General features: G+C 60.3%; 15 protein-coding genes. 6 read left to right on the top strand and 9 right to left on the bottom strand.

Features of this window, described 5'->3' with window-relative positions; genetic code table 11:
* Positions 1-219 precede the first annotated feature (219 nt).
* The 7 genes from ACIQLI_RS06230 to ACIQLI_RS06200 all read right to left on the bottom strand — a co-directional run bounded on the left by ACIQLI_RS06230 (position 220) and on the right by ACIQLI_RS06200 (position 11,391).
* Positions 220-1,332 carry a branched-chain amino acid aminotransferase gene (locus ACIQLI_RS06230; RefSeq protein WP_400386185.1) on the bottom strand — a complete coding sequence of 371 codons (1,113 nt, stop codon included), beginning with the start codon at positions 1,330-1,332 and terminating at the stop codon, positions 220-222.
* Positions 1,333-1,464: 132 nt separating this feature from the next.
* A complete protein-coding gene (locus tag ACIQLI_RS06225) occupies positions 1,465-2,889 on the bottom strand; it encodes a M14 family zinc carboxypeptidase (RefSeq protein ID WP_400386182.1) in 1,425 nt (474 codons plus the stop codon).
* A gap of 355 nt (positions 2,890-3,244) precedes the next feature.
* Positions 3,245-4,813, bottom strand: coding sequence for an aminopeptidase P family protein (locus tag ACIQLI_RS06220; protein WP_400386179.1), 1,569 nt, complete (start codon positions 4,811-4,813; stop codon positions 3,245-3,247).
* Entirely contained in the window at positions 4,800-7,364 is a 2,565-nt protein-coding gene (gene pepN / locus ACIQLI_RS06215; RefSeq protein ID WP_400386176.1) for an aminopeptidase N, read from the bottom strand. The genes ACIQLI_RS06220 and pepN overlap by 14 nt, the downstream gene beginning before the upstream one ends.
* 427 nt (positions 7,365-7,791) lie before the next feature.
* A complete protein-coding gene (locus ACIQLI_RS06210) occupies positions 7,792-8,322 on the bottom strand; it encodes a GbsR/MarR family transcriptional regulator (RefSeq protein ID WP_400386173.1) in 531 nt (176 codons plus the stop codon).
* Between the two features lie 116 nt (positions 8,323-8,438).
* Complete coding sequence (locus ACIQLI_RS06205; RefSeq protein WP_400386170.1) at positions 8,439-8,996, bottom strand: peptidylprolyl isomerase; 558 nt, start codon at positions 8,994-8,996, stop codon at positions 8,439-8,441.
* Complete coding sequence (locus tag ACIQLI_RS06200) at positions 8,986-11,391, bottom strand: DPP IV N-terminal domain-containing protein (protein WP_400386167.1); 2,406 nt, start codon at positions 11,389-11,391, stop codon at positions 8,986-8,988. Before ACIQLI_RS06200 ends, ACIQLI_RS06205 begins: the two co-directional genes overlap by 11 nt.
* Before the next feature lie 593 nt (positions 11,392-11,984).
* Here ACIQLI_RS06200 and ACIQLI_RS06195 point away from each other — a divergent pair.
* From ACIQLI_RS06195 to ACIQLI_RS06170, 6 genes are all read left to right on the top strand, one after another.
* Positions 11,985-14,063, top strand: coding sequence for a prolyl oligopeptidase family serine peptidase (locus ACIQLI_RS06195; RefSeq protein ID WP_400386164.1), 2,079 nt, complete (start codon positions 11,985-11,987; stop codon positions 14,061-14,063).
* Between the two features lie 803 nt (positions 14,064-14,866).
* Positions 14,867-16,465, top strand: coding sequence for an ABC transporter substrate-binding protein (locus ACIQLI_RS06190; protein WP_400386161.1), 1,599 nt, complete (start codon positions 14,867-14,869; stop codon positions 16,463-16,465).
* Positions 16,462-17,388, top strand: coding sequence for an ABC transporter permease (locus ACIQLI_RS06185; RefSeq protein WP_400386158.1), 927 nt, complete (start codon positions 16,462-16,464; stop codon positions 17,386-17,388). Before ACIQLI_RS06190 ends, ACIQLI_RS06185 begins: the two co-directional genes overlap by 4 nt.
* 85 nt (positions 17,389-17,473) lie before the next feature.
* Positions 17,474-18,271, top strand: a complete 798-nt coding sequence (locus ACIQLI_RS06180) for an ABC transporter permease (RefSeq protein ID WP_400386155.1) — start codon at positions 17,474-17,476, stop codon at positions 18,269-18,271.
* Between the two features lie 35 nt (positions 18,272-18,306).
* Positions 18,307-19,980, top strand: coding sequence for a dipeptide ABC transporter ATP-binding protein (locus ACIQLI_RS06175; RefSeq protein WP_400386152.1), 1,674 nt, complete (start codon positions 18,307-18,309; stop codon positions 19,978-19,980).
* Between the two features lie 489 nt (positions 19,981-20,469).
* Positions 20,470-20,787 carry an amidohydrolase family protein gene (locus tag ACIQLI_RS06170; protein ID WP_400386757.1) on the top strand — a complete coding sequence of 106 codons (318 nt, stop codon included), beginning with the start codon at positions 20,470-20,472 and terminating at the stop codon, positions 20,785-20,787.
* Positions 20,788-21,218: 431 nt separating this feature from the next.
* Here ACIQLI_RS06170 and ACIQLI_RS06165 read toward each other — a convergent pair whose 3' ends face one another.
* Together ACIQLI_RS06165 and ACIQLI_RS06160 are read right to left on the bottom strand one after the other, a co-directional pair.
* Positions 21,219-22,676 (bottom strand): carboxylesterase/lipase family protein, encoded by a 1,458-nt coding sequence (locus tag ACIQLI_RS06165; protein ID WP_400386149.1) that lies wholly within the window; start codon positions 22,674-22,676, stop codon positions 21,219-21,221.
* 596 nt (positions 22,677-23,272) lie between these two features.
* The gene (locus ACIQLI_RS06160) at positions 23,273-23,632 is read right to left on the bottom strand and encodes a hypothetical protein (RefSeq protein WP_400386146.1); all 360 of its coding nucleotides are present in this window, start codon (positions 23,630-23,632) and stop codon (positions 23,273-23,275) included.

The following is a 23,632-nucleotide window of genomic DNA, read 5'->3' as shown; positions in this document are numbered from 1 at the left end:
GAAGTAACAGCGTCGACACGACCCTGTCGTATCACTGTGCTGTCTCGCTTCACTGTCACATCTATCCCCAGGAGTGGGTGCCATTCTTGATGGCGACGAAGTCCCATCTCCTAACCTCCTTAACCGTTAGGTGTGCCACAACACGCTCTCCAGATAGCGCTTTAGACTGATGCAAGGGCACCAACTTTGCAGCTGGTCATGGTGTTACTGTGCTCGGTGCTAGATCAGGCGGGTCAGCCAGCCGTGGGTGTCCTCGACGGTTCCAGTCTGGATGCCCAGGAGCTGCTGGCGGATGGCCATGGTGGTGTCGCCCGCCTTTGCGTCTTCGGAGCCGATGAACTCCGTGGCGTCCTTGAGAACTCCGATTGGTGTGATCACGGCTGCCGTGCCGCAAGCGAAGACCTCGGTGATCTCGCCGGAGGCCACGCCGTCGCGCCATTCGTCGAGGGTGATCTTGCGCTCGGTGACTTCGCGGCCCATGTCCTTGGCCACCTGGATGACGGACATGCGGGTGACGCCTTCAAGGATGGTGCCGCTGAGGGCGGGGGTGACCAGGGAGCCGTCCTTCATGACGAAGAAGACGTTCATGCCGCCGAGTTCTTCCACGGCGTCGTCATTGAAGTGGTCAAGGAACAGTACCTGCTTGCAGCCGTTCGCTTCGGCTTCCTGCTGCGCGATCAGGGAGGCGGCGTAGTTGCCGCCACACTTGGCCGCACCGGTTCCTCCGCGGCCGGCACGGGCGTATTCGCGGGAGATCCAGATGGAGACGGGCTTGAGCTCGCCACCGAAGTAGTTGCCGGCGGGGGAAGCGATGACGCGGAACGACACTTCGCGGGCAGCCCGCACACCGAGGAACGCCTCCGTTGCGATCATGAACGGACGAAGGTAAAGGGCTTCACCGTCGCCGGAGGGAACCCATTCCTTGTCAGCCTGCACGAGTTCGCGGATGGCACCGAGGAAGTACTCCTCAGGCAGCTCCGGGAGGGCGAGGCGACGCGCGGACTTGTTCAAGCGCGCAGCGTTGGCTTCGGGCCGGAAGGTCCAGACGGAACCGTCGGCGTGACGGTAGGCCTTGAGTCCCTCGAAGATTTCCTGGCCGTAGTGCAGGACCGCGGCCGAAGGGTCCAAAGAGATGGGTCCGTAGGGCTCGATCCGGGCATTCTGCCAACCGCCATTGCCGTCGGCGTCAACTTTGTAGTCGACGACGGCGGTGTGGTCGGTGAAGTAGTCGCCGAAGCCTGGGTTCGCCAGGACGGCTGCACGCTCCTCAGCAGACTTCGGGGTTTCCGAAAGCTGCTGGTTGAATTCGACGCCATGGGCAGTCTGAGTCATGTTTCCTCCGCGATATCGAATTGTCTTGGGCGACGCAGTGCCGCCTTGGCGGTTCGCGCCGAACTCAGCCCGTTCGAACCGGGCTCCAGTTGCTACCAGCGGCGCTCATGGCCGCCGCCCAGTGGTTATCGACTACGCCGTACCGGAGACGAGGGCTGCCATTGCCAGGGTGGAGGCGTACTGGACGCCTACGAGTTTTTCGATCGGCAGTACTTCGACGTCTTTCACGGATTGCGCTTCAGACAGCCAATCTTCATAGGTAGCGCTGAGCTTGGCGTGGGCGTGGCGGACCTCCAGCGGCGCGATACCGGCGGAGACTTCTGCTTGAAGGGCTCGGAGGAGCATGCTGCCGTACCGGAGCTTGAAGCACCGGACCAGGTCTTCGTTGCTGAATACTTCCGCGGTCGTTGCGAAGCGGCTGTTCTCGGGAAGATCGGCTCGTTTGCTTTCCGCTTCGGCCATCGCGGCTATGGCAGGCACGAACCTGCGCATAGCACGAAGCAGGGGCGAGTCAATGGTGAGGTGTGGTTCTGCCGATTCAAGAGCTTCCTCCAAGAACGAACTCAGGCTCTTCAGGGCTTTGCTCTTCTCCTGCAGGACTGCGGCATAGCCTGTACTGGTTTCGGAGGTGTCAAGGACATCCGGGTGAGTCCAGTAGGGAAGCTCCGCGACCAGAAGCAGAGTTCCGAACTGCTCGGCGTAATCAACCGAACCTCCACCCTCGATGAACGGCAGCGGATCCAACCCGGAAGCTTCGAGTTTGTCGTAACGCTCGGACGAGAGAGGCATCCGGTACACGGCTTCTGCCAGCGGGGGGAACTCTGAGGATTCCGGTTCTCCCACTTCCAGGGGCAGCCCCAGGGCTTCCGGGATTGCATGCAGCGCTGTGACAGCCCCGGGCAGGTCCCGGTTGAGGTAGTAATATACTCCGCCGAGCTCGGCGTTGTGCAGCCCGACCAGCAGTGACGGCTTCGTTTCCACCATGAGCCGCATCAGGGCCTGGGTTTCGGGTATGACTGTGTCGAAGAATGCTTCCTTATGGGAGAGCGGGAATGACCATTCGACTTGCTCGGCCGGTGCGGGTCGGTAGAAGTTGCGGGAGTAGTGGGTGCGGTCCTGCGGCTGGTGGAACCAGCCCTCGTTCAGGCGGGTCCCGTCAGGATCGATGCACGGGATCAGGTGCCACGTGGCATTAAATTCCGCGAAGAAACCCGGATCTGCCAACAGGTCTTCGGCTAATTGTCGGACGGTGTGGAACCCAATGGGCTCGTTCGGGTGTACGCCGCCAACCATGATGATGTGCTTTTCGCCGTCTCCGATGACGTATTCGTGGATCGGCTCGTTCAATCGTGACGTTCCGAGCCGGCGTTTCTTCAGTCTCCCTTCCGAGGCCTCTGCCAGCTTGTTGAAAGAGGACAGGAGTTCGTCCAGGTGGGGGAAGGACGTCAGAGGAGTGATCCGCTGTGCGCGATCACAGATCTCGTTGAGCGGGAGCCATGGTTCGGAAACAAGGCTTGCTGGTGAGAGAGTTGGGCTATGCGTCGGTAGTGAATTCATCGTTGGTAGTTCCCTTTCAGTGGGTCGAGACTGTATACACATTCGGTGTCGAGCGATTTGCACGGCGGCGCAGATGCATTCGGAGCGACGTGGCTGGTGCTAGTTGGTTTCCGGGCCTTGGCAGTAGTGGCATTCGTTGTCGCAGTGATCCACGGCGGAGGCTGGTGCCCCGTAAGCGGCTCCCGTGCTGGTGAAGGGCGCCGTAAAGTGGAGTTCGGTGTCGTCCGTACCGTGTGGCAGCCCTTGAACTGCCCCGTTGGGCTAAGTCGGGGAATCATCAACTTCTGTTTTTTGAGCAGGGGATAGGTTTGGGGTGCTGCGGGTTGAGCTCGTTTCGGGCAGTGGCACTACTTCGTCACGGCTTATGAGCGATAGTTTCCATCCAAGACTCGACGTCGTCGGCCTTGCGGGGGAGGGTTGCGCTGAGGTTAATGGGGCCGTCTGCGGTCATGAGGATGTCGTCTTCGATGCGAACGCCGATCCCGCGGTATTCCTCCGGAATGGCGAGGTCCTCGTTCTTGAAGTAGAGGCCTGGTTCGATGGTGAACACCATGCCTTCGGTGAGGATCCCGTCGAGGTAGAGTTCACGCTTCGCTTGGGCGCAGTCGTGGACGTCCAGGCCCAAGTGGTGGCTGGTGCCGTGGGGCATCCAGCGGCGGTGCTGCTGGCCCTCCGGGCTGATGGCTTCCTCGACAGACACAGGCAGCAAGCTCCATTCGGCGAGGCGTTCGGCCAGGACGGTGGTGGCGGCGGTGTGGATGTCGCGGAACTTCACGCCCGGCTGTGCGGCCGCGAATCCGGCGTCGGCGGCGTCGAGCACGGCCTCATAGACTTTGCGCTGGACATCGGTGAACGTCCCCGTAGCCGGCAGTGTGCGGGTGATGTCCGCTGTGTAGAGGGAGTCGGCCTCCACGCCGGCATCGAGGAGCAGGAGTTCGCCGGCGTTGACGGTTCCGGAGTTGCGGTTCCAGTGCAGCACGGTGGCGTTGTTGCCTGACGCTGCAATGGTGTCGTAACCGAGTTCGTTGCCTTCCTCGCGGGCGCGGGCAAAGAAGGCGCCTTCAACAACACGTTCGCCGCGCTTGTGGGTCAGCGCGCGCGGGAGGGCCCGGACCACGTCGGCGAAGCCTTCCACGGTTGCCGCCACAGCGATCTTCATCTGCTCGATTTCCCACTCGTCCTTGATGAGGCGCAGCTCGGACAATGCTTCGCTGAGCTTCTCATCCAGGGCGTCGAGTTCGCCGAGGTCCAGGTTCTCGGGATCCTTGGCAGTGTTGTAGCGGGCAGTGTCCACCAGGGCATCGATGTTCTCGTCCACCTTGCGGACCAGGCGAATGGAGATGCCGCCGATTTCCGGGGCGCCCACATTCTTGGTGATGGCCATCTCGAGCTCGGAGATGTGCGCGGTGGGCAGGCCAAGCCGGGCTTCGAATTCGGCCAGGGTGGGGCGGGCGCCAATCCAGAACTCGCCTGCGCGGGAGTCCGCATAGAACTGTTCGGTATCGCGGCCGGCCAGCGGACGGAAGTACAGCGTGGCGGTATGGTGACCGCCGTCGTCGCCCTTTCCTTCAGCTACCGGCTCCAGGATAAGGACGGCGTCAGGCTCATGGTCCAAACCCAAACCGGTGAGGTGGGCGAAGCCGGAGTGCGGGCGGAAGCGGTAGTCGCAGTCGTTGGAGCGGACCTTCAGCGGACCAGCCGGGATGACCAGACGTTCGCCTTTGAACTGTTCGGAGATAGTACGACGGCGGCGGGCGGTGTGGTCTGCAACGGCGTCACGCGCAGGGGTCACCTGCGGGGCGGGCGCCCAGTTGCTGGCCATGAATGCCTTGAAGGCATCTGATGTGGGCCGTTGCGAGCGGTTGTTGACACGCTCCTGCAGCGGCTGGGAAGCAGAACTATCCTTCGGGTCAGGCGTTGACAAGGGAACCTGCCTCCCGTGCGCGCAAGGCCCGCGCGACGTCGTCGCGGTTTTCCAGCATCATGCGCCGCAGCGCGGCACTTTCCGGCGGGAGGGCCGCCAAGAAACGGTCAGTACGGTCAACGGTTGCCTGGGTGGTCAGAAGTGCAGGATAGAGCCCGACGACGATCTGTTGGGCGAGCACGTGCGTGCGGGTTTCGACGATTCCCGTCACCGCCTCGAAGTATTTCTCCGCGTAGGGTTCCAGCAGCGACCGGTCTCGAACCCGCATGAAACCGGTTATCGCAGCCTTTTGCAACGCGTTGGACAGCTCCCCCTTGACCACGACCGAGTCCCAGGCCGCGGCTTTCGCCTCGGGGGTGGGGATGGCGGCCGTTGCCAGTGCCGCGGCGATCTGGCCGCTGGAGGTGTTGTCGCGTGCCAGTTCTGCGTCGATCCCCTCTTGTCCCATCCACCCGCCGGCAACGAGCGAAGCCACCAGCTCCCAGCGCAGATCCTGGCCAACTGTCAGTCCATCCAGGGTTGCCGATCCGTCCAGCAGTCCTGCCACTCTGTCCAGCTGGGCGGCGCTGCCTGACAGCAGCGCAAAGGACTTTACGAACTGCAGCTGTGCGTCGGACCCGCTTGAAACCTCGGAGGCGAGGTCCCAGAGCTTGTCCGCCGCGGCGGCTCTGGCAGCCTCGCGGTGTTCTTCGGCGACGTAAAAGTCCAGTGTGGTGGCGAGCTGCCGGAGCTGCACAAGGACCACCGAGGACTGGGTTTCCGCGGCGACGTGGGACAAGATGAGCTCCACGTACTTGAGGGCTGGAGTTTCGCCGTCGCGGGCGGCGTCCCAGGCTGAGTTCCAGACGAGGGCCCGAGGCAGGCTGTCTTGAAAATCCTTGAGGTGTGCCGTGGCAATCGTCAGTGACTTCGGGTCCAGCCGCACCTTGGCGTAGGCAAGGTCGTCGTCGTTGACCAGGATGAGGTCCGGCTGGGTCAAGCCTACAAGCCCGGGGACATCTGTGCGTTCGCCGTCGACGTCCAGTTCCTCGCGGTGCACCCGCTCCAGTTTGCCCGCAGCATTGAGGTTGTAGAAGCCAACGGCGATCCGGTGCGGCCGAATGGTGGGCCAGTCCTCTGCAGCGGACTGCACGATGGTGAGGGAGCGCAGCGTGCCTGTCGCGTCAGTTTCGATTTCCGGCGTGAGGGTGTTGACGCCGGCGGTTTCAAGCCATTGTCGTCTCCAGCTCTTCAGGTCCCGGCCGCTGGCCTTCTCCAGTTCCACCATAAGGTCGCCCAGTTCGGTGTTTTTCCAGGAGTGCTTGGCGAAGTATGCCCGGACTCCTGCCATGAACTGGTCCGGTCCTACCCATGCGACCAGCTGGCGGAGGACTGAGGCGCCCTTGGCGTAGGTGATGCCGTCGAAGTTGACTTCAACGTCCTGCAGGTCGTTGATCTCGGCGAAGATCGGGTGGGTAGTCGGTAGCTGGTCCTGGCGGTAGGCCCAGGATTCTTCTGTGGAGGCGAAGGTGGTCCAGGCGCTGGTGAAGGAGGTGGCTTCGGCCGCCGCAAGGTGGGACGTGTACTCTGCGAACGATTCGTTGAGCCATAGGTCGTCCCACCACCGCATGGTCACCAGGTCCCCGAACCACATGTGTGCTAGTTCGTGCAGGACGGTGATGGCACGGCGTTCAACCTGGGCGCCGGTGACCGTTCCTCGGAAGACGAAACCTTCCAGGATGGTCACGGCCCCTGCGTTTTCCATCGCCCCCATGTTGAACTCCGGCACGAACAACTGGTCGTACTTTTCAAAGGGGTAGGGGCAACCGAACTGTTCTTCGTAGAACGCAAAGCCCTGCCGTGTCAGTTCGAATATGTTCTCCGCATCCAGGTGCTCCATCAGCGACTTCCGAGCGAAGACTCCCAAGGGGATTACGCGTCCGTCGGAGCTCGTGACCTCGCTGCGGACGGACTGGTACGGTCCGGCAATCAGAGCCGTGACGTAGGAAGACAGGCGCGGGGTGGGGGAGAAGGACCATCGGGACCGGGCACCGCCGTCTTCCCCGGGTGTGATCACAGTCGGCGCTGGGGTGGGGGAGTTGGAGATAACGTCCCAATTAGAGGGGGCGGTGACGGTAAACGTGAATGTGGCCTTCAGGTCTGGCTGCTCAAAGACCGCGAACATCCTCCGTGAATCGGGAACCTCGAAATGCGTGTACAGGTAGACTTCGTTGTCCGCCGGGTCAACGAAGCGGTGGAGTCCTTCGCCCGTATTCATGTACGCCGCGTCGCTAACAACTGTCAGCTCGTTGCTTTCTTCGAGGTCCGGCAGCTGGACGCGGACACCATCCGACACAGTGGCCGGGTCAAGGCTCCGCCCGTTCAGCGTGATGCTGTGTACGGCCCGGGTCACCGCGTCGATGAACGTGGAGGAGCCGGGGAGCGCGGTGAACTTCACGGTGGTGGTGCTCCCAAACACCTCCCCGCCCGTGGTGAGGTCCAGCTGCACGTCGTAGGACTCGACGGTGATGAGTTTGGCGCGTTCGCGGGCTTCGGCGCGTGTCAGGTTCATGCCTGGCAAGTGGACCTCCAGAGAATTGGACCACCAAGAATTGGCGGCGGGGAGTCGTGAAGAGTTTTGGCGTTGGATCATCCGGTTTCGGAACTGCACTCAGTGCCTCGGCTCTGGGAATCGGACCCCAGGGTGGTGTTGTGGATGATCCACACCATATATTAGTTTTTGAATTTTCTAAAGATTCAAGTTGGGGAATCCCGATCGGGGACAGAGCTGATGCTGGGCCTCCCCGGCGGGCGGCCGGAAGGGTAACCCGGGTATCGGTCTAATCGGCTCCAGCTCGGCCCGGGGTGGCGTCTGACATATTTATCAGAGCAGCGCTTGTGCGCCGCCATCCGCAGGCCCGGCGCCAGAGGGGGTCGGCATGCCCGGTCAGGATCTGCGTAGGCACTTTTCCATTGTTAGAACGCTTTTTATGACGGGCTTACGCTGACCTTTGGCTGTCTTTGTCACTCTGCTCGAAAACTGTTTCGGACGGGCGGGCCTTCTTGTACGCTTCCCACTCTTCGACCAGTGAGTCTGTCCGCCCCTCTATCCAGATGAAGTAGTCGGTAGCGTTGTCGATTCTTGCTTTGGATGAGGCGCTGAGGCTGGGGATGAGTTGGTGGGCCATTCGGGTGGCCTCCCTGAGCCTGGCGGTCGGCTCACGGCCGTTTTCTAGGAAGCTGCCCCATGGATCAGATTCTGCGGAGAAGTAGTGGTTGCGGTCACCTGGTATCCAGTGACGCTTGATCATCGCTAAGTTCAGAAGGCGCCGCGTACTCACGGATATTGACCCCGGACTGGCCGATAGAACACTGCCGAGATCAGCGGATGAAATATATTCGGCATCCATTATCAAGAGATAGCCGAGCACTCTACCGTCCATGGCATTGGTCCCGGCCAGAGTCCAGGTTTGTGCAAAATTATCGATAAAGAGCCGCTGTTGCTCGTCGAGCTGTGGTGGGGACTTCATCTCGAACTCCTTTCGTCTATTGAATATTTAGTTACTTCTATAGAACCAGAATGTGCTGACGGTGGCTACTGCGCCAAGGTCCCGGGTACATGGGGGTTAGGGGAAGGTGCTGTCCCTTAGGTCGGTGGAATCAGATCCAACCTGGTAACGGATGCGGTTTGGATGACCACCGGTGCAAGGAGGAGCTGTCCTTCGAGATAGGGGTCTGGCCCTCCTGTTTGACAGGGCGCGGAGTGAATGCGACGGATAATGTCCATGCCTTCCGTGATGCGCCCGAAGGCTGCGAATCCCTCGCCGTCCGGGTTTCTTTTGCCACCGTGATCAAGTGCAGGCGTGTCACGGAGGCAGATGAAGAAGCCAGCGCCTGTTCCTGAGCCGGGGGCATTCCGGGGCAGGGACAGGGTCCCCTCCTGATGCCGCAGAGCGGTCCGTTGCGTGCTTTCATGTCGCACCTTGCGCGCGGGCTTCTCGTCGCTGGCATGGGCTTGGACAACGTCGATCTGCGGATGACCTTGGTCGTTGTCTGATCGGACCGTCCGGAAGAACTGTCCGCCGGTGTATTCTCCGTGGAGTATGCATTCGATGAATGCTTGGCACGATTCCGGAGCAACATCGTCGGCCAATTCGAAGCTGATCGGACCCCAGGACGTGTCCAGCTGTCCGCTAGTTGGCATCCAGAAGCTCCTCGGCTAGTGACGGGCCGCGCTTGACGATCTCTTCTGCGACTGCATCAAACTTCGAAGCGAACGTAAAACCCCCCTGTGGTGGTTTTTGGCCGAAGAGGTGATTGACGAAGTAGTCCAGGCGCCGCCGGACGCCGTAGCCGGTGAGGCTGTGTCCTGCTGAAGGTAGGAGAACTAGATCGTAATCCTTATTACCGTCATTCAGGGCTTGTAGAAGCTGGAAAAGCGCAGCTGGATGACAGCCTGAGTCCCGTAGACCGTGAATGAAGAGCAGCTTTCCATGGAGGCCGTCTGCATACGTCTTAGCAGCCTGGATCTTGTAATGCGCATCTTCAAAGGGCCCGTGGTACCGTTCGCCCCAAGTGTGCCAGAAGAGGCTTTGGTCGTAGTTTCCTCCGCCGGCAACAGCTACGGAGAAGAAGTCACCGAAACGCAGCGCAGCGTGAGCACTGGCGTACCCCCCGGCCGAGAACCCAGTGATGCCAACCCGGTCCAGATCCATTGCGGGATAAGTTTTGCTTAGTTGTTTAATGGCAGCGATGTGGTCTTCCAGTGCGGAGGCCTCGTGGACCTTCTTCCAGGAGCTCTTGTGGAAGTCCCGGCCTCGTTCGGTCGTTCCGCGCCCGTCCAGCACCAGTGCGAATGCTCCGAGTTGAGCGAATGCAGCAGTATCTATGAAGGTGTGGGTTTCCATGGGATCGGCGAAGGCCCCTTGGGGACAGTTGCGAACCTGTGGACCGCCGTAGATGTGGTCGACGACCGGGTAGCTCCGGGAAGGGTCGTAATCGACGGGAAAGAAGAGCAGCCCGTGTATCTCAGTTTTGCCGTCGGCAGCTATGGTGCTGACAGGAACGGGCCAGCGCCACGTTGCGGGGAGTCCAACATCGGTGGCGGCCTCCAACTCCATGACCTTAGCCCCGCTGCGGTCACACAGGATCGTGACGGGTAGCCCGTCAGTCTTTGAGACTGTATCGACAAAATAGTCCGCGCCAGGCGAGATACCAGCGATGTCGCTTCTATCGACTCCCGACTGCAAAGAAAAGAGAGCTAGATTGAACGAATTGGGGCGCCACACTGTGTGTTCGCCTTCGTCGTCCCGAAGGATTTCAACTGTCGCTGCCGGATCGAGGGAGATCTTGCAGGGCCGGCCCTGACATGGTCCCGTCGCACTGCCGACACCAGCAGCTATAAAGAACACTTCACGATTCTTCTCGTCCACGGCAAGCAGCTCACGGACCCTCCAGCGCCCGTCGGTGAGTTGCCGCTTGACGCTCCCGGACTTTAGGTCGTAGAGGTAGAGGTGTCCGTGGCCCGTGCGCTCGGAGTACCAGATCAGTTCTGATGACGCGGGCAGCGGCTTGACCAACGCCGGACCATATACGTTGACGCTCAGATCGATAGGCGCCTCGGAAGTCTCCGAGAACAGCACCTTTGTAGTGCCGCTAGAAGGATGACACGCTATGACCTCGGCGTGGGTTTCTCCTCGCTGGATGGCGACGAAAAACACCGTCGAGCTATCCTCGCTCCACCAGGCCAGTTGGGCGTCGAAGATTGTGTCGTTCATCCGGACTGCTGACAGTGGAGGGAAGTCCACTGGAGTCACCGTCGAAGTTTCCGTATCGACAAGTATAAGTGTGAATTCAGTGACATGTTCGTCGCCGGGAAGGGAAGTCCGGTTGGTACGCACCTGAGGCCGTACGCCTTCCTCCGGGAGGTACTCCATGATAGGAAGGCTGGGTACCTTGCGCTCGTCGGTGCGGAGTGTGAAGTAGAATCTGCTGTCAGGCGACCAAAGCCCCTGCAGTTTACCTGCTGCGGATGCGCGCCCAGCCAATGGGCTGTTGGCGTACGAATTGGCCTCTTCCCCGTCTGCGGTAAGGGCCGTCATTTCCGTTCCGGAAGCACCGCGACGGAGATGAAGGTTGTGCTCGTGGAGGACTATTGCACGGGCGCCATTAGGCGAAACCGAAATTCCTTCACCGTCGCGGGACGAGAGTTTTTCGCCCTTGTGCAGCAACAGGCTCGAGGGATCAAAGGTCCATAGATGGGCATCATGCTTGAAGGTGACAACATTGCTGGATGCTTCGACGGCCACGGGTTGAATGCAGTCATTCATGACGGGAACCAGCTCAGGGCTATGCTTCTCGAGGGCAGCAGCGAGGACTGAGATAGGCAACATGTGATCGGCCCGGGTTGCGGCGTCAACGATTCGGATCGCTGGCCCGTCCGCAGAGTCTCGTGTGTACCAGAAAACGGACTCGCTGATCCATATCGGGTATACGGAACCGTTTCGGACAAGGGCGTCGGGGTCAAACAATAGATCCTGGATTGTCTGGTAGCGCTGTGACCAATCGATGTCGATCCTCAAGGTTGGTGGGTTGCTCATTGCGTATCCCTTCGTTAACTAATCCATCTTTGTCTTGGGACGTAGGCCGGTAATCCGGAGGAAAGGCCCAGCTACTGATTGGGAGGGTCGTGGCCGTCTCAGGCAACAGAACGAGGTACTTGGCGCGACGATCCGAGCGCCGACAGGACGGCCGAGGCTGTGGCAACGTTCAACAACATGCGAGCACTCCAAAAGATCATTGAGACCCAAGTCCAATTTCACTACTGATGTCTCTTGGCCCTGACGGCAAGACGGACATGTAAGACGCGACACAAAAATAACATGAATTTAGTTTTTTCTAAAGTGTCAAAACCGCGGATGGCCGCCCATACCTCCGCGCGGCTTGCACCGTTGCGAACGCCGCCCCCCGCTTCGGAGCCTGTTCCCCGTAGTTGCTCAGGCGGTGGCCCGGCAGGGTGTGGACCAATCGCAGCACCAAGAGGTGCCATTTAGCTCTTTTAGAAGATTCTGAATGTTGGTACGGTATCCGGTAGGGCACTACTCAGTGCTGCGATGCGATGTGAGCGACAGCACCAGGTACGCGTAACTGCTGTGCTGCCGCCGATGCGTTGAACCCACCGCGAAGGACCACCATGCAAACTTCCCTTTCACCACAGTCAACCGAGCCCGACCCATACATTTGGCTCGAAGACCCCAGAGACGAACGGGCCATTCAATGGGCTGCTGCTCGCAGCGGCGCAGCCCAGTCGGCCCTGCAGTCCATGACCGAGTATGAGCAGATCCTTCAAAAGCTCAAAAAATTGAACGGCGTCAGCGATCCTGTGCCGGATTATCACTTTCTTCCGGGACACCTTCTGCGGGTATCCCGGAATGAACAGTCACCGCATGGCGTACTGTCCGTAGCCCCAGTGGGCTCGGGACGGCTCGGTGGGTGGGTCGACGTTTTGAACATGGAAACCCTCCGACGGGAAGAGAGCACGCCGTGGGAGTTGCGCTTAGGCGCAACGACACTGACAAGCGCACCTGGCTCGGGGCATGTTCTGCTACCACTTTCACCGGACGGCGGCGACACTACTGTGCTTCGTGAATTCAACCCGCTGAGCGGCACGTTTATTGCCGACGGTTTCAGGCTTCCTGCGGGACGCAACAATGCTGTGTGGTTGACCTCCGACGTCGTCCTCGTCCAACACACGGTAGACGGGGCACCAGTACTCCCTACTGGATGGCCCAAAGAGGTGCACCTCTGGCGCCGGGGAACCCAGCTGGCGGACGCCAACGTCGTCTTCTCTGCGGAAGATGACGATGCACTGATACTCCTTGGCGCCGTGGACGACGGTGAGGGGACGGCGGGCATTGTTGAATGTTGGCGGAACTACTCTACTGTGGACACTTTCCTCATCAGTTCCGATAGTGACGTGGTGCGGTCCGCGGAACTGCCCCGTCGACGCAAGATGATCCTGCCGGCCCCTGTCGCTGGACCGTTCCTGATCGGGGTTGCAACTGAAGAAGGAACCTGCGGGGGTATTTCCTTTGGCGCTGAAAGCGTCCTCGCATACGACACTAGGGCATCCTCGACCGCAAAATCGAGGCTCCACGTCGTTTTCGTTCCGGAGCATGACGAATACCTAGCAGATACCAATTCAGGGATTGCTTCAAACACTTCGTCGGTCAGTATGGTGTTCAGTAAATACTCGAGGGACCGGGTTCACACTTCCCACTGGGACGGAACTACCTGGCACGTAACGCGCGGTGACGAACAGGAGCCCGGGACCAGCACCGGATTCAAGGCAAGCGACACCCGCGGAGAAGCACGGGTTATAGAGACGGCCGGGTTCACCCAGCCAGCCATGGTGGTGCTGCAGGGCGCAGGGGCTGAGGATGAAAACCTCTATTCCGAATCACCAGTAATTGACTTATCCAATCTCCACGTCCAGCAGCGTCGAGCCTCCTCGCCGGACGGAACCGAAGTGGACTACTACCTGATCGGTCCGACCGAAGTGGAAGGCCCAACTCCTACCCTTTTCACCGGCTACGGTGCCTTCGGCATCACCGTCCGCCCGTCGTACTTTGGGTGGGAGGTCGGGGGCAGCTCGCTGGCGCTGTGGTTTGACAGGGGAGGATCCCTGGCCATCCCGGCTGTGCGTGGCGGCGGGGAAAAGGGCACTGTGTGGCATCGGGCTGCCATGCGGGAGGGCCGCCAGCGGAGCTATGATGACTTCGCCGCCGCCATCGAAGACCTGCAACACAGCGGATATACGACCCCGGACCATACCGGAGTTTTCGGCATGTCCAATGGTGGGCTGTTGGCCGCGGTCATCGGCACGCAACGCCCCGACTTGGTGGGGGCGGTGGTCAGCGATGTTCCGCTCACCGACATGATTCGTCTCCGTCACATGGGTATGGGTGCGGCGTGGCTGGAAGAATATGGCGACGCCGACGATCCCACGATGAACGCTGTCTTGAGCGGGTACTCGCCTTATCAGGCGATCCAGGACGGTGGTGACTATCCCCCATTTCTTGTCACAGTAGCCACCTCCGATGACCGGGTAGGGCCGGGGCATGCCCGCAAACTGGCAGCCAGGCTCGAAGAAGCCGGCGCAACGGTTCTCTTCCTCGAGGACCAGCACGGGGGCCATGGCGTCAGTGACGCGCTCACAAACCCTGAGCTAATGGCAGCCCGGATGACCTTTCTGGTCGCAGAGCTGATGTAACCGCCGCGGGGGAAGGGCACATGATGGTCGCCTTGAGCATGAGGTGTCCGCCTCGCCTCGATACCTAAAACCAGGGGACTCCGGGCTGAACCCGGCGGACCAGAGACTGCGGCGACGGAGGTTACGCAGTAACCTGGGCGCCTGAACGCCAGGGCTTCTCCAGCCTAGGGCCCAACGCGTATACCGAACGGGCCGCTTGAGCCTTTCGAAGTGCGAGGGCGGCGGGCGGGCTGACTATGTAAAGAGCTTGTTAAACAGAGATTTAGGTCATGTTGCCCACGAATCACCCTGCCGAAACCCTTGGGCACGTAATCATCAACACATCCATCAGGCATTCGGTGCCCGCAGCGGCCTGGAACGCCTGTCTTCCTCTTACTCTTGCGAGCCGCGGCCTTGCATACAACCGTCACAAGGGAACGGCTTGCCCGAGGGCCTGGTGAGGTCACCATTTCGACGGCGGACGACGGGGGCACCTTTTGTGAAAGAAAAAGTCTTCGTCTCTTTAGAAATATCTAAAAGTGGCATATGATGTGTGTCACGATGCCTTCAGGGCGTTAGCCAATCTACCCCTGGAAGGCTCGCTAATGGAACCTGCTACTCCTCCTCAAAGTGCGGCAGCAGTTCACCCACATCTGTTCAGCGTTCCTGGCTTTGCTGTCATCACCGTTCGGGCACCGAGTGGCGGGGCAACCCGCCCATCGCCGACGGCTTCCATCGCCGTTGGGGTTCGTCCCGGCAGCAATGGCAGTGGCGGCACCTGAGACTTAAACCGCATCTCGCTACGTCTAATCGGAGGCTTTTCGATGTCCCATCCCCGACGAATCCGCACTGCGGCAGCCGTATTGCTCGCAGTATCCCTCACGCTTTCGGCCTGCACCCCCGGCAGCAACGACGCTCCTGAGCAGGCTGTCGCGTCACTGACCTTTGCGGGTAATGAACCAGACCACCTGACGCCAGCCAACAGCCAAATGGCCTCCTACCACGTACAAGCACTCTTCAGCTCCTTGACCTATGCGGATCAGGACGGAAAACTCTCGATGCTGGCAGCTGACTCCGTCACATCATCGGACGCTATCAACTGGACGATAAAACTCAAGCCCGGATGGACATTCCACGACGGCAGCCCGGTGACGGCACAGAACTACGTCGACTCGTGGAACGCCGTCGCTTACGGACCCAACGCATGGGCATACAACGGGAACATGAGCAACATTGCCGGTTACGCCGACCTCAATCCGGCCGAAGGCCAGCCCGCCACGAAGACGATGTCCGGTCTCAAAGTTGTGGACGAGACCACCTTCACCGTCACCCTGGCAAAGGCGGACGGACAGTTCCCCGTGCAGCTGACCCAGAACATGTTCGCGTTCTACCCGATGCCTGCGGCTGCGTTCTCGGATCCGGCCGCTTACGACCGGATGCCGATCGGCAACGGCCCCTACAAGATGACGAAACCCTGGCAGGCCAACGAGCCGGTCACGGTGACAGCCTACGAGCAGTTCGCCGGGGAGAAGCCCAGCGTGAAAGAGTTCGTCTTCAAGCCGTACCTCGACATGGGCGCCGCCTACACAGACGCCCAGGCCGGCAATATCGATCTCATGTTTGTGCCTCAGGATAAGACGTCCGTGGGCGCAACGGATTTCCCCGACCGCCTGCACCGTGTTGCACTGCCTGGCGAGTCATACTTGGCTTTCCCCTCCAACGATCCCCGCTATGCCGATAAGCGGGTGCGGCAGGCATTCTCCATGGCAATTGACCGGGATGCCGTGAACAAGGCTGTGTTCTCCGGCCTGAATAAACCGGCCACTGCCTTTACTGTCGCCTGGCTGCCCGGAACACCCGAGGGAGTGTGCGGGAAGTTCTGCACGTTTGATCCCCAGGCGGCGAAGGCACTGCTGGCCGAAGCCGGCGGTTTCTCCGGCAAAGTTGAGCTCGTCTACCCAGGCGGAGCTGGGATGGATACCGAATACCAGGCCTACGCCAACCAACTCAGGCAGAACTTGGGCCTTGAGGACGTCACCGTCGCCCCGACCACGGGTTTCGCTGACTTCCTCACTCCCCGCGCCAAGGGTGAGATGAAGGGCCCGTTCTTCTCCTACTGGGGAGCGCCGTACCCAAGCCAGCAGAACACGCTGCGGGAAATGTTCACCGCCAAGGGCCTGTGCGCAGGGTGCGCGCTGCCACTTGACCCGAGAGTGGCAGTGGCCATCGACGCCGCGAACAGCGAACTGGATCAGGAGGCCGCGAAGAAGGGCTACGCCAAAGCCCAAGAACTCATCGCAGAAACCTTCCCGGTAGCGCCACTGTTCGATAACAGCGGAGATTTCTATACCTCCGAAAAAATTGCCGAGCTACCTTTCTCGGGCGGGTATCCCGTCATGGCACACATCAAGGCTGCGTCATGATCGTCCAGAGTTCCCGGAGGTTAGCCGAGTTTGTCATCGTATTCCTTGGGGTAACGTTCCTTATCCTGGCTGGTGTTTTCGCACTGCCCGGTGATCCGATTGCCGCTCTGGGCGGCAACCGTCCGCTGTCTCCGAGCGTTGTGGCCCAGCTCCGGGCCGAGTACCACCTTGATGAATCGTTGTGGCAGCAATACCTGCACTATCTTGGTGCCCTGTTTTCGGGAGATCTCGGGACGAGTTTCTCGGGCCGTCCCGTCGCCGACATGATGGCCGAGCGCTGGCCGACTACCATCAGGCTGGCTTTGACGACATGGGTTATGGAAGCCGTTGGCGGCATCGTGCTCGGGGTCATCGCCGGTGTCCGGCGCGGAACCTGGATCGATAAGAACATTCTGCTGCTCACCATCGTCGTCTCATCGATACCGGTCTTTGTGCTCGGAGTCACTGCACGACTGGTATTCGGCGTCCACCTGGGAATTTTTCCCGTGGCCGGCACCGCGGCAGGTTGGCCCATGGCGTACATTCTGCCCGCAGCGGTAACGGCTGTCTTCGGTCTCGCCGCAGTGGCACGCCTGACACGTGGCAGCGTCGCGGACACACTGAATTCAGACTTTGTACGCACGCATCGTGCCAAGGGCTTCAGTGACCGACGGATCCTGGGCATCCATGTATCCCGCAACGCGGCCATCCCGGTCTTAACGCTCATCGGCGTTAGCTTCGGAGCCCTGCTGGGCGGAACAGTCTTTGTCGAAAGCGTGTTCAATCTTCCTGGCATCGGACAGCTGCTCGTGACCGCAATCCAGGGCCACGACGGGGCGCTGGTCGTCGGCGTGGCCACCGCACTTGTCATGGTCTTCCTGATCACCAATCTCGCGGTTGATCTGTTGGCCACCGTTCTCGATCCAAGGATTCGCCGTGGTTGAGCCAATAACCGTACCCGTTGCTCCGACCGACGGACTACGCGCGAGAGGGGTGTGGCCCACGTTACGCCGGCGAGTCTCGTTTTGGATGCCCACGGCAGTGCTTGCAGTGCTCGCCTTTATGGCGATCACGCCCGACTTGATCGGCGGCATATTCGGCAACGGGGACCCTCGTTCCTGTGACCTGGGCATGTCCCGGTCGGGCTCAGCCCCTGGGCACCCGTTCGGGTTCGATGTCCAAGGGTGTGACTTGTACACCAATGTGATCCATGGGGCCCGCAACTCCCTACTCGTGGCCCTGATGGCTACCGCTATGGCATTCCTCGTGGCTTTGGTAATTGGCACTGTGGCTGCGCTCTTTGATGGATGGGCGGACTCCGTTCTCTCACGCCTTACGGATATATTCCTGGGGTTTCCCTTCGTCATTGGTGCGATCATTTTGCTGATCAGCTTTGATGAACGGACCGCGTTTTCAGTGGCGCTGGTACTTGCACTGTTTACGTGGCCGTTGATGGCCCGGCTGGTTCGTTCATCCGTGCGATCCGTTCGAGGAACAGAGTTCGTGCAGGCGTCCACAGCTATGGGCATCGGATTGGGCCGGACTGTCGTCCGCCACATTCTGCCAAATGCCCTTGGACCTGTTTTGGCTATTGTGACGATCAACGTTGGCGGGATTATCGTGGCCGAATCAGGGCTTTCCTTCCTCGGCGTGGGATTGGACGCTCCCGCCATATCCTGGGGACGGCAGATTGCCGATGCCCAGACTCAGCTAGCGAATGCCCCGCATTTGATCCTGTGGCCCGGTCTTTTCCTGGCCCTGACTGTCCTCTCCCTCATCTCACTCGGCGATGTCCTACGCGACGCCCTCGACCCTCGGCAGCGGTAACCATGAATCGAATTAACCAAACAGTTTCCCACGGCTTGTCTTCCAAATACGCGGTCGCACCCCAACCGGAACCGGTTTTGAGCGTGGAAGGCCTGACAGTCAGTTTCGGGATCAACGGAATCGACCACGTCGCGGTTGATTCCGTCAGTTGGAACGTACACCCCGGCGAGGTAGTGGCACTCGTTGGTGAATCCGGGTCGGGAAAAAGCGCGACAGCACTTGCCGTCGCGGGACTGCTCCCACACAGCGCAACAGCCAAGGGAACCGTACAGTTCGACGGGCGCAACCTCCTTGACCTCAGCGAAGATCGAATGCGCGACATCCGTGGACAACGCATTGCCATGATCTTCCAGGACCCGCTCAACGCACTGGATCCGGTGTTCACCATCGGTTCGCAAATATCTGAGCTCCTCCGGGTGCACAACCCTCGACTGAGTAGCGCCCAAGCCAAATCCCGGGCCTTGGAACTGTTGCGGTCGGTCAACATGCCCGATCCGGAACTCAAACTCACTCAGTACCCGCACCAGCTCTCCGGCGGTCAATGCCAAAGGGTCATGATAGCCATGGCCTTGTCTTCGGAACCTGACGTTCTACTGGCTGACGAACCAACCACTGCGCTGGACGTCACAGTGCAGCAGAGCGTCCTTGACCTTCTGAGGGATATCGCCGACCGGACCAACACCGGGATCGTGCTCATCACCCACGACATGGGCGTCGTTGCAGATATCGCTGACCAGGTCATCGTCATGCGCTCAGGGCGGATTGTAGAAAAGGCCGCGGTCCGCCCTCTGTTCGCTGCCCCCAAGGATCCGTACACGCAGGATCTGCTTTCCGCAGTTCCCGGTCGGGCACAATCGCGGCCGAAACCACCCGTAGACGGCCACACCGCGCCTTTGCTGGCGGTCGAGGACCTTGTTGTCGAGTACAGCAGTCGGTCACTCGGTAAAAAACGGACCCTACGCGCAGTGGATCAGGTCTCTTTCGATGTCCGCCCCGGAGAAGTCTTCGGGCTGGTGGGTGAATCAGGCTCGGGCAAATCCACTATTGGAAAAGCCCTAGTAGGCTTGGCGCCCATTAGCGCTGGATCCGTTCGGATAAGCGACGTGCGCATCGGGCGAGGAACTCGGAGGGACCTGCGGCGTGCCCGTCGCCGTATAGGCGTCATCTTCCAGAACCCCACGGCATCACTGGACCCTCGACGAAGTATCGGGGATGCCCTAGACGAGCCGCTGAGCCTGCTTGGCAGGCTGCGCGGCACCGACCTAACCAAACGCCGCGCAGAGCTGCTCGAATCAGTGGAACTACCAGCCAAGTGGGCCGAACGCTACCCGCACGAACTCTCCGGAGGGCAGCGACAACGCGTTGCAATAGCCAGAGCCCTAAGCCTTCATCCCGAACTGATCATTGCCGATGAACCGACCTCAGCGCTGGACGTATCGGTTCAAGCGACCGTGCTGGAATTGCTAGCCCGTCTCCAAGCGGAACACAGATTCGCCTGCGTGTTCGTATCCCACGACCTGGCAGTAGTCGGGCAGATGTGCCACCGCGTCGCTGTGCTGCAATCCGGTCAAATCGTCGAACAGGGCACAGCCGACCAAGTCCTCACTCAGCCCCGAGCGAACTTCGCCAGGCAACTTCTCCAAGCAGCCCCCATCCCCGACCCGGTCGAGCAGTCCCGCCGAAGAACCGAACGCCTAAAGACTAACTGAACACTCGCCACTAGGTTCTGCGAGTTCGATCCCTGTGGTGCCGGGATCCTTCGTCGCACGGACTGCGGGGGTCCTCCGCCTTATGGCGGGGGACCCTACACCCGTACATGACGGGGATTAATACATAGGAATCTTCTAACCAGAGGTCCGTCCAGTTCGACCTTTTGGTGTTCAGTACGCGGCTCAATTTCTGGTGATCCCATCTCGCATAGGCGTCATGCCGTGTTTTTCACGCTCTACTCGCACACTTTTGCGGTGAGCCGCTGTTAGGTCAACCGGCTAGCCGGGCACTCGCATGGGTGCTGAACAGGAACCGAAACAGCCCTGCGTTCGAACGGTAATGAGGTTTCCGTCACCCAGGGCCCTCCACGCCGCCAGTGTCACGACGGATGCCGGGGTGGCCAACCCGAGTTTTGGACGCCACCCCTTGGCCAAAGCCGCCTTCACCGGACCTGAAAATCCCGTGGCTCTTGGTGAGGTTCACTTGCTCTGGCTGCAACCGACGACCGAGAAGGGCCTGTTACCAATGGACGCTCGCATGGCCGCGACCCGTCCGAAGCCTTCGGCCGAACTGACGACTTAGGCACCCTCGAACAAGGCAAGAGCGCGGACCTCCTTATCCTCGACGCCGACCCGCTCGCTGACGCCGCTAATAACCGACGCTTTAGCGCCGTCATCAAGGATGGCGCTGTAATCGACCGCGACGTCCTGCCCTCGAAACGAGACGCATCCGTTCCTGACGAGCGACCGGTCACCAAAGATAAGAATGACGTCGAACCGAGCGTAGTCAAGGTCACCACACCATGAGGGTGACAGGGGGCCATTCGGACACCGTCCGCTGACAGTCCGAGCCTTCTCTTCCAGGGAAAGCCAATTTGCCGTGCCATTGACGCAAGGCTATCGGTTCTTGGCTAGCACTTGAATTGCTCAGGAAAGGGTTCGGCAAGCAGCGTGCTTGATCGGCTGGCCTCGACATCCACAAGTTACACGGCGAGCAGCGAGTTGCTGGCATCTACGGCGGGATTAGGAATGAGGAAGCACTGCTCTGTCGCTATAGGCGGAGCTGACCGATGCACAGTTCGATGGAGGGGCACCCAATACTGAGTGGACACTTGATGACGTCGCGTTTGCACGTGAGTCACCCCTGTGCGCAATCACCCGTTCGTGGAATGGGCAATGGCGGACGAATTGCGTTTCCCCGGTGTTTCTGGCCAATGGAACATCGTGGACGGCAGGTCTTAGGGAAAGTGCCGGACGGTCTCCGGGTTACCGGCAACGTAGGGTAACCACCGCTCGTCATTGGGACTGCCTGTGGCGACAAAGCCCGCTACCGCTTGAGCGAAGGTTCGGGCGAGCTCGCGGTCCTCGTCGGTAAGCTGTCCGAGCATAGGACTGTCCGCGTAGGCATCCATGGTGTCGAAAAAGAAGGGGAGATCGACGCAGTGCACGGCACCAAGATGCGCGCGGTCATGCGCCGGTGCATAGTTGAACTGGTAGACATAGGTGTCATGGCCCCCCGCCGACTGATGATCGGCGAAAAGTAACGTGCCATTCCGGAACACGGCCTCCGTCATGATCTGTGTGAGTACGTCGCTAGGGACGGCATTATGGTCGCCGGCCCCGGCGCGGTCGTAGCTGCCGCTTCCTCCATCTACCAGTGTGGCCGCCAAATATCGTGCTTGGTCAGCTCCCAGCGCCTGGATGCGCGAGTCGAAGGCCAAGAAAGCGGACATCTCGTTCTTCGTTGTGCCGATTAGCAGCTGCTTCCCGTCGAGGCATCCGTCCGCGAGAGCCCGCTCCCATGTCCTCGGAATTTGGCTGGCGCCGAGCACAGGATACATCGGCGGGGCGACGTTACCTGGGACCGAAAGCTCTCCAGCTAGCTGCCGGTACGCAAGCAACAAATCTTCGACGGGAAGCCTCCGCAACTCACCCATAAGATCAAGACTCCTGCTCAAACCGAGGATGTCAACGAAACGCCGCGCGTGCTTTGCTGCCATTTCGGGCTGTTGGGGTGCTAGGCCCATCGGAGCACTCTGGCAAATGATTTTATTAATCAGGGGGCCGCTAGCTGGCGAAGCGGCCAGATAAATTGAGGAGAAAGCGCCGGCAGATTGACCGCCAAGCGTTATGTCCTCAGGATTTCCGCCGAAACTTTGAATGTTGCGCCTAATCCAAGCGAGCGCGGCGGCTTGATCCTGCAAACCGAGGTTATCGATACCGAGTTCCGGCAAGTACAGGAAACCGAGAGGTCCAAGTCGATAATTCGCAGTGACAACAATGATTTCGCCGGCGGCGGAAAGATTCCGGCCGTCGTACCAGTCCCAGCCGCCAGAACCGCTGGTGAATCCACCGCCGTGGAACCACAGCAGGACGGGCAGCTTTCGCTCAGGTGAGGTCTCTAGAGGAAGCTCAGGCGTCCAAATGTTGAGGCTGAGCGACCCGTCCTCGTCCCATACTGGGGTGCGAGGGCCCATGACTGCCTCAAGCCGAGAGGGATCCTGGGGGACTGCCGGGCCGGACCGGGAGGCGTCCCTCACATCCGACCAGCTCGGGTGCGGCTGGGGCGGGGCGAAGCGCAGGTGCCCGATCGGCGAAGCTGCGTAAGGGACGCCGCGGAAGGCTGCTATACCCGTCTCAACTATTCCACGGACTATGCCCGACTCGGTAACGACAGTTGGTTTTACAGCTGACATTGATGACCTTTCTTGCTGTAGTGGAAAGGGGGCGTCTAGATAACGCCACTCCCGCAGTACCCGCCTCGAGGCGAACTAACCGCCGGCTCGAGTTCATTCCTTCATCAACCAATGGTGATGATTAGCTTGCGATGCGTAGGTGGTTCTTGATCTTGTAGGTTTGTCCGACGCGTCACAGCCCGCCAGTCTTCATGCTGATGTGCGCGACATCTGCGGTGGGTGCGTCCTGGAACGGCTTGGTCTAGGTGGCGTCATACAAGTCTGGGGTGGGTCGCCCGTTGTTAGGTTGATCCCTCTGGACGTCATATTATGTTTTTTCTACGATCGTCACAAGATCAAAACAGCTGGTGCCAATGTTGTGAGCAGTGGATGTTTGCGGGCACTCTGCCGGCAATTTCTCTTGGTACCCGTTGAAGAGTTCGAGGATGGATGGGCCGGAGCAGGTGGGGAAATCCTTTGAGGGCATTGCTGTCTCCCCTGCCCGTCGTCTCTAGACTGTTCTGAGATGCTTCGAGCGAAGCCCAAGCTGCCGTGTTTCGCGGCGGGTGTGCAAGCCTCCGGTCATCCGACGCTGCACACCCCCGTTTTTTCGTACGCTATTCGGCCCCGACGGTGAGTGCGGCCCGGTTGGCCGCCCATTGTTCTGCTGTGGCGTGCATGGACGCGGGCGGGATGGGTTGTTCGCTGGGGTCGGGTACGTCGAGGCGGTCGGTGTAGTAGAGGTTGGGAACCCCGAGGCCGGCTTGTGCCGAGGTCCAGCTCCGGTAGGCGGCTTGGCTGGGCAGCGTCCACCCGTCGGCATCGATCAGCAGTTCCGGGCATGCAGAGGCGGCGACGCGGGCCCGGTGGGTCATGGTGTCGACGACGCCGGTGCCAGGGGTGGTGTTGGGTGGTTCGGTGTGGCCGCCTGTCTGGTCGAGCATGAGTACGTCGTTGAGGCGGAGCTTGTCGGTCAC

The sequence above is a fragment of the Paenarthrobacter sp. NPDC091669 genome, from assembly GCF_044756725.1.
GTDB classification, from domain to species: Bacteria; Actinomycetota; Actinomycetes; order Actinomycetales; family Micrococcaceae; genus Arthrobacter; species Arthrobacter bambusae_C.
The sequence above is the reverse complement of the archived record's forward strand: the minus strand, read 5'-3'. Positions and strand labels throughout refer to the sequence as shown.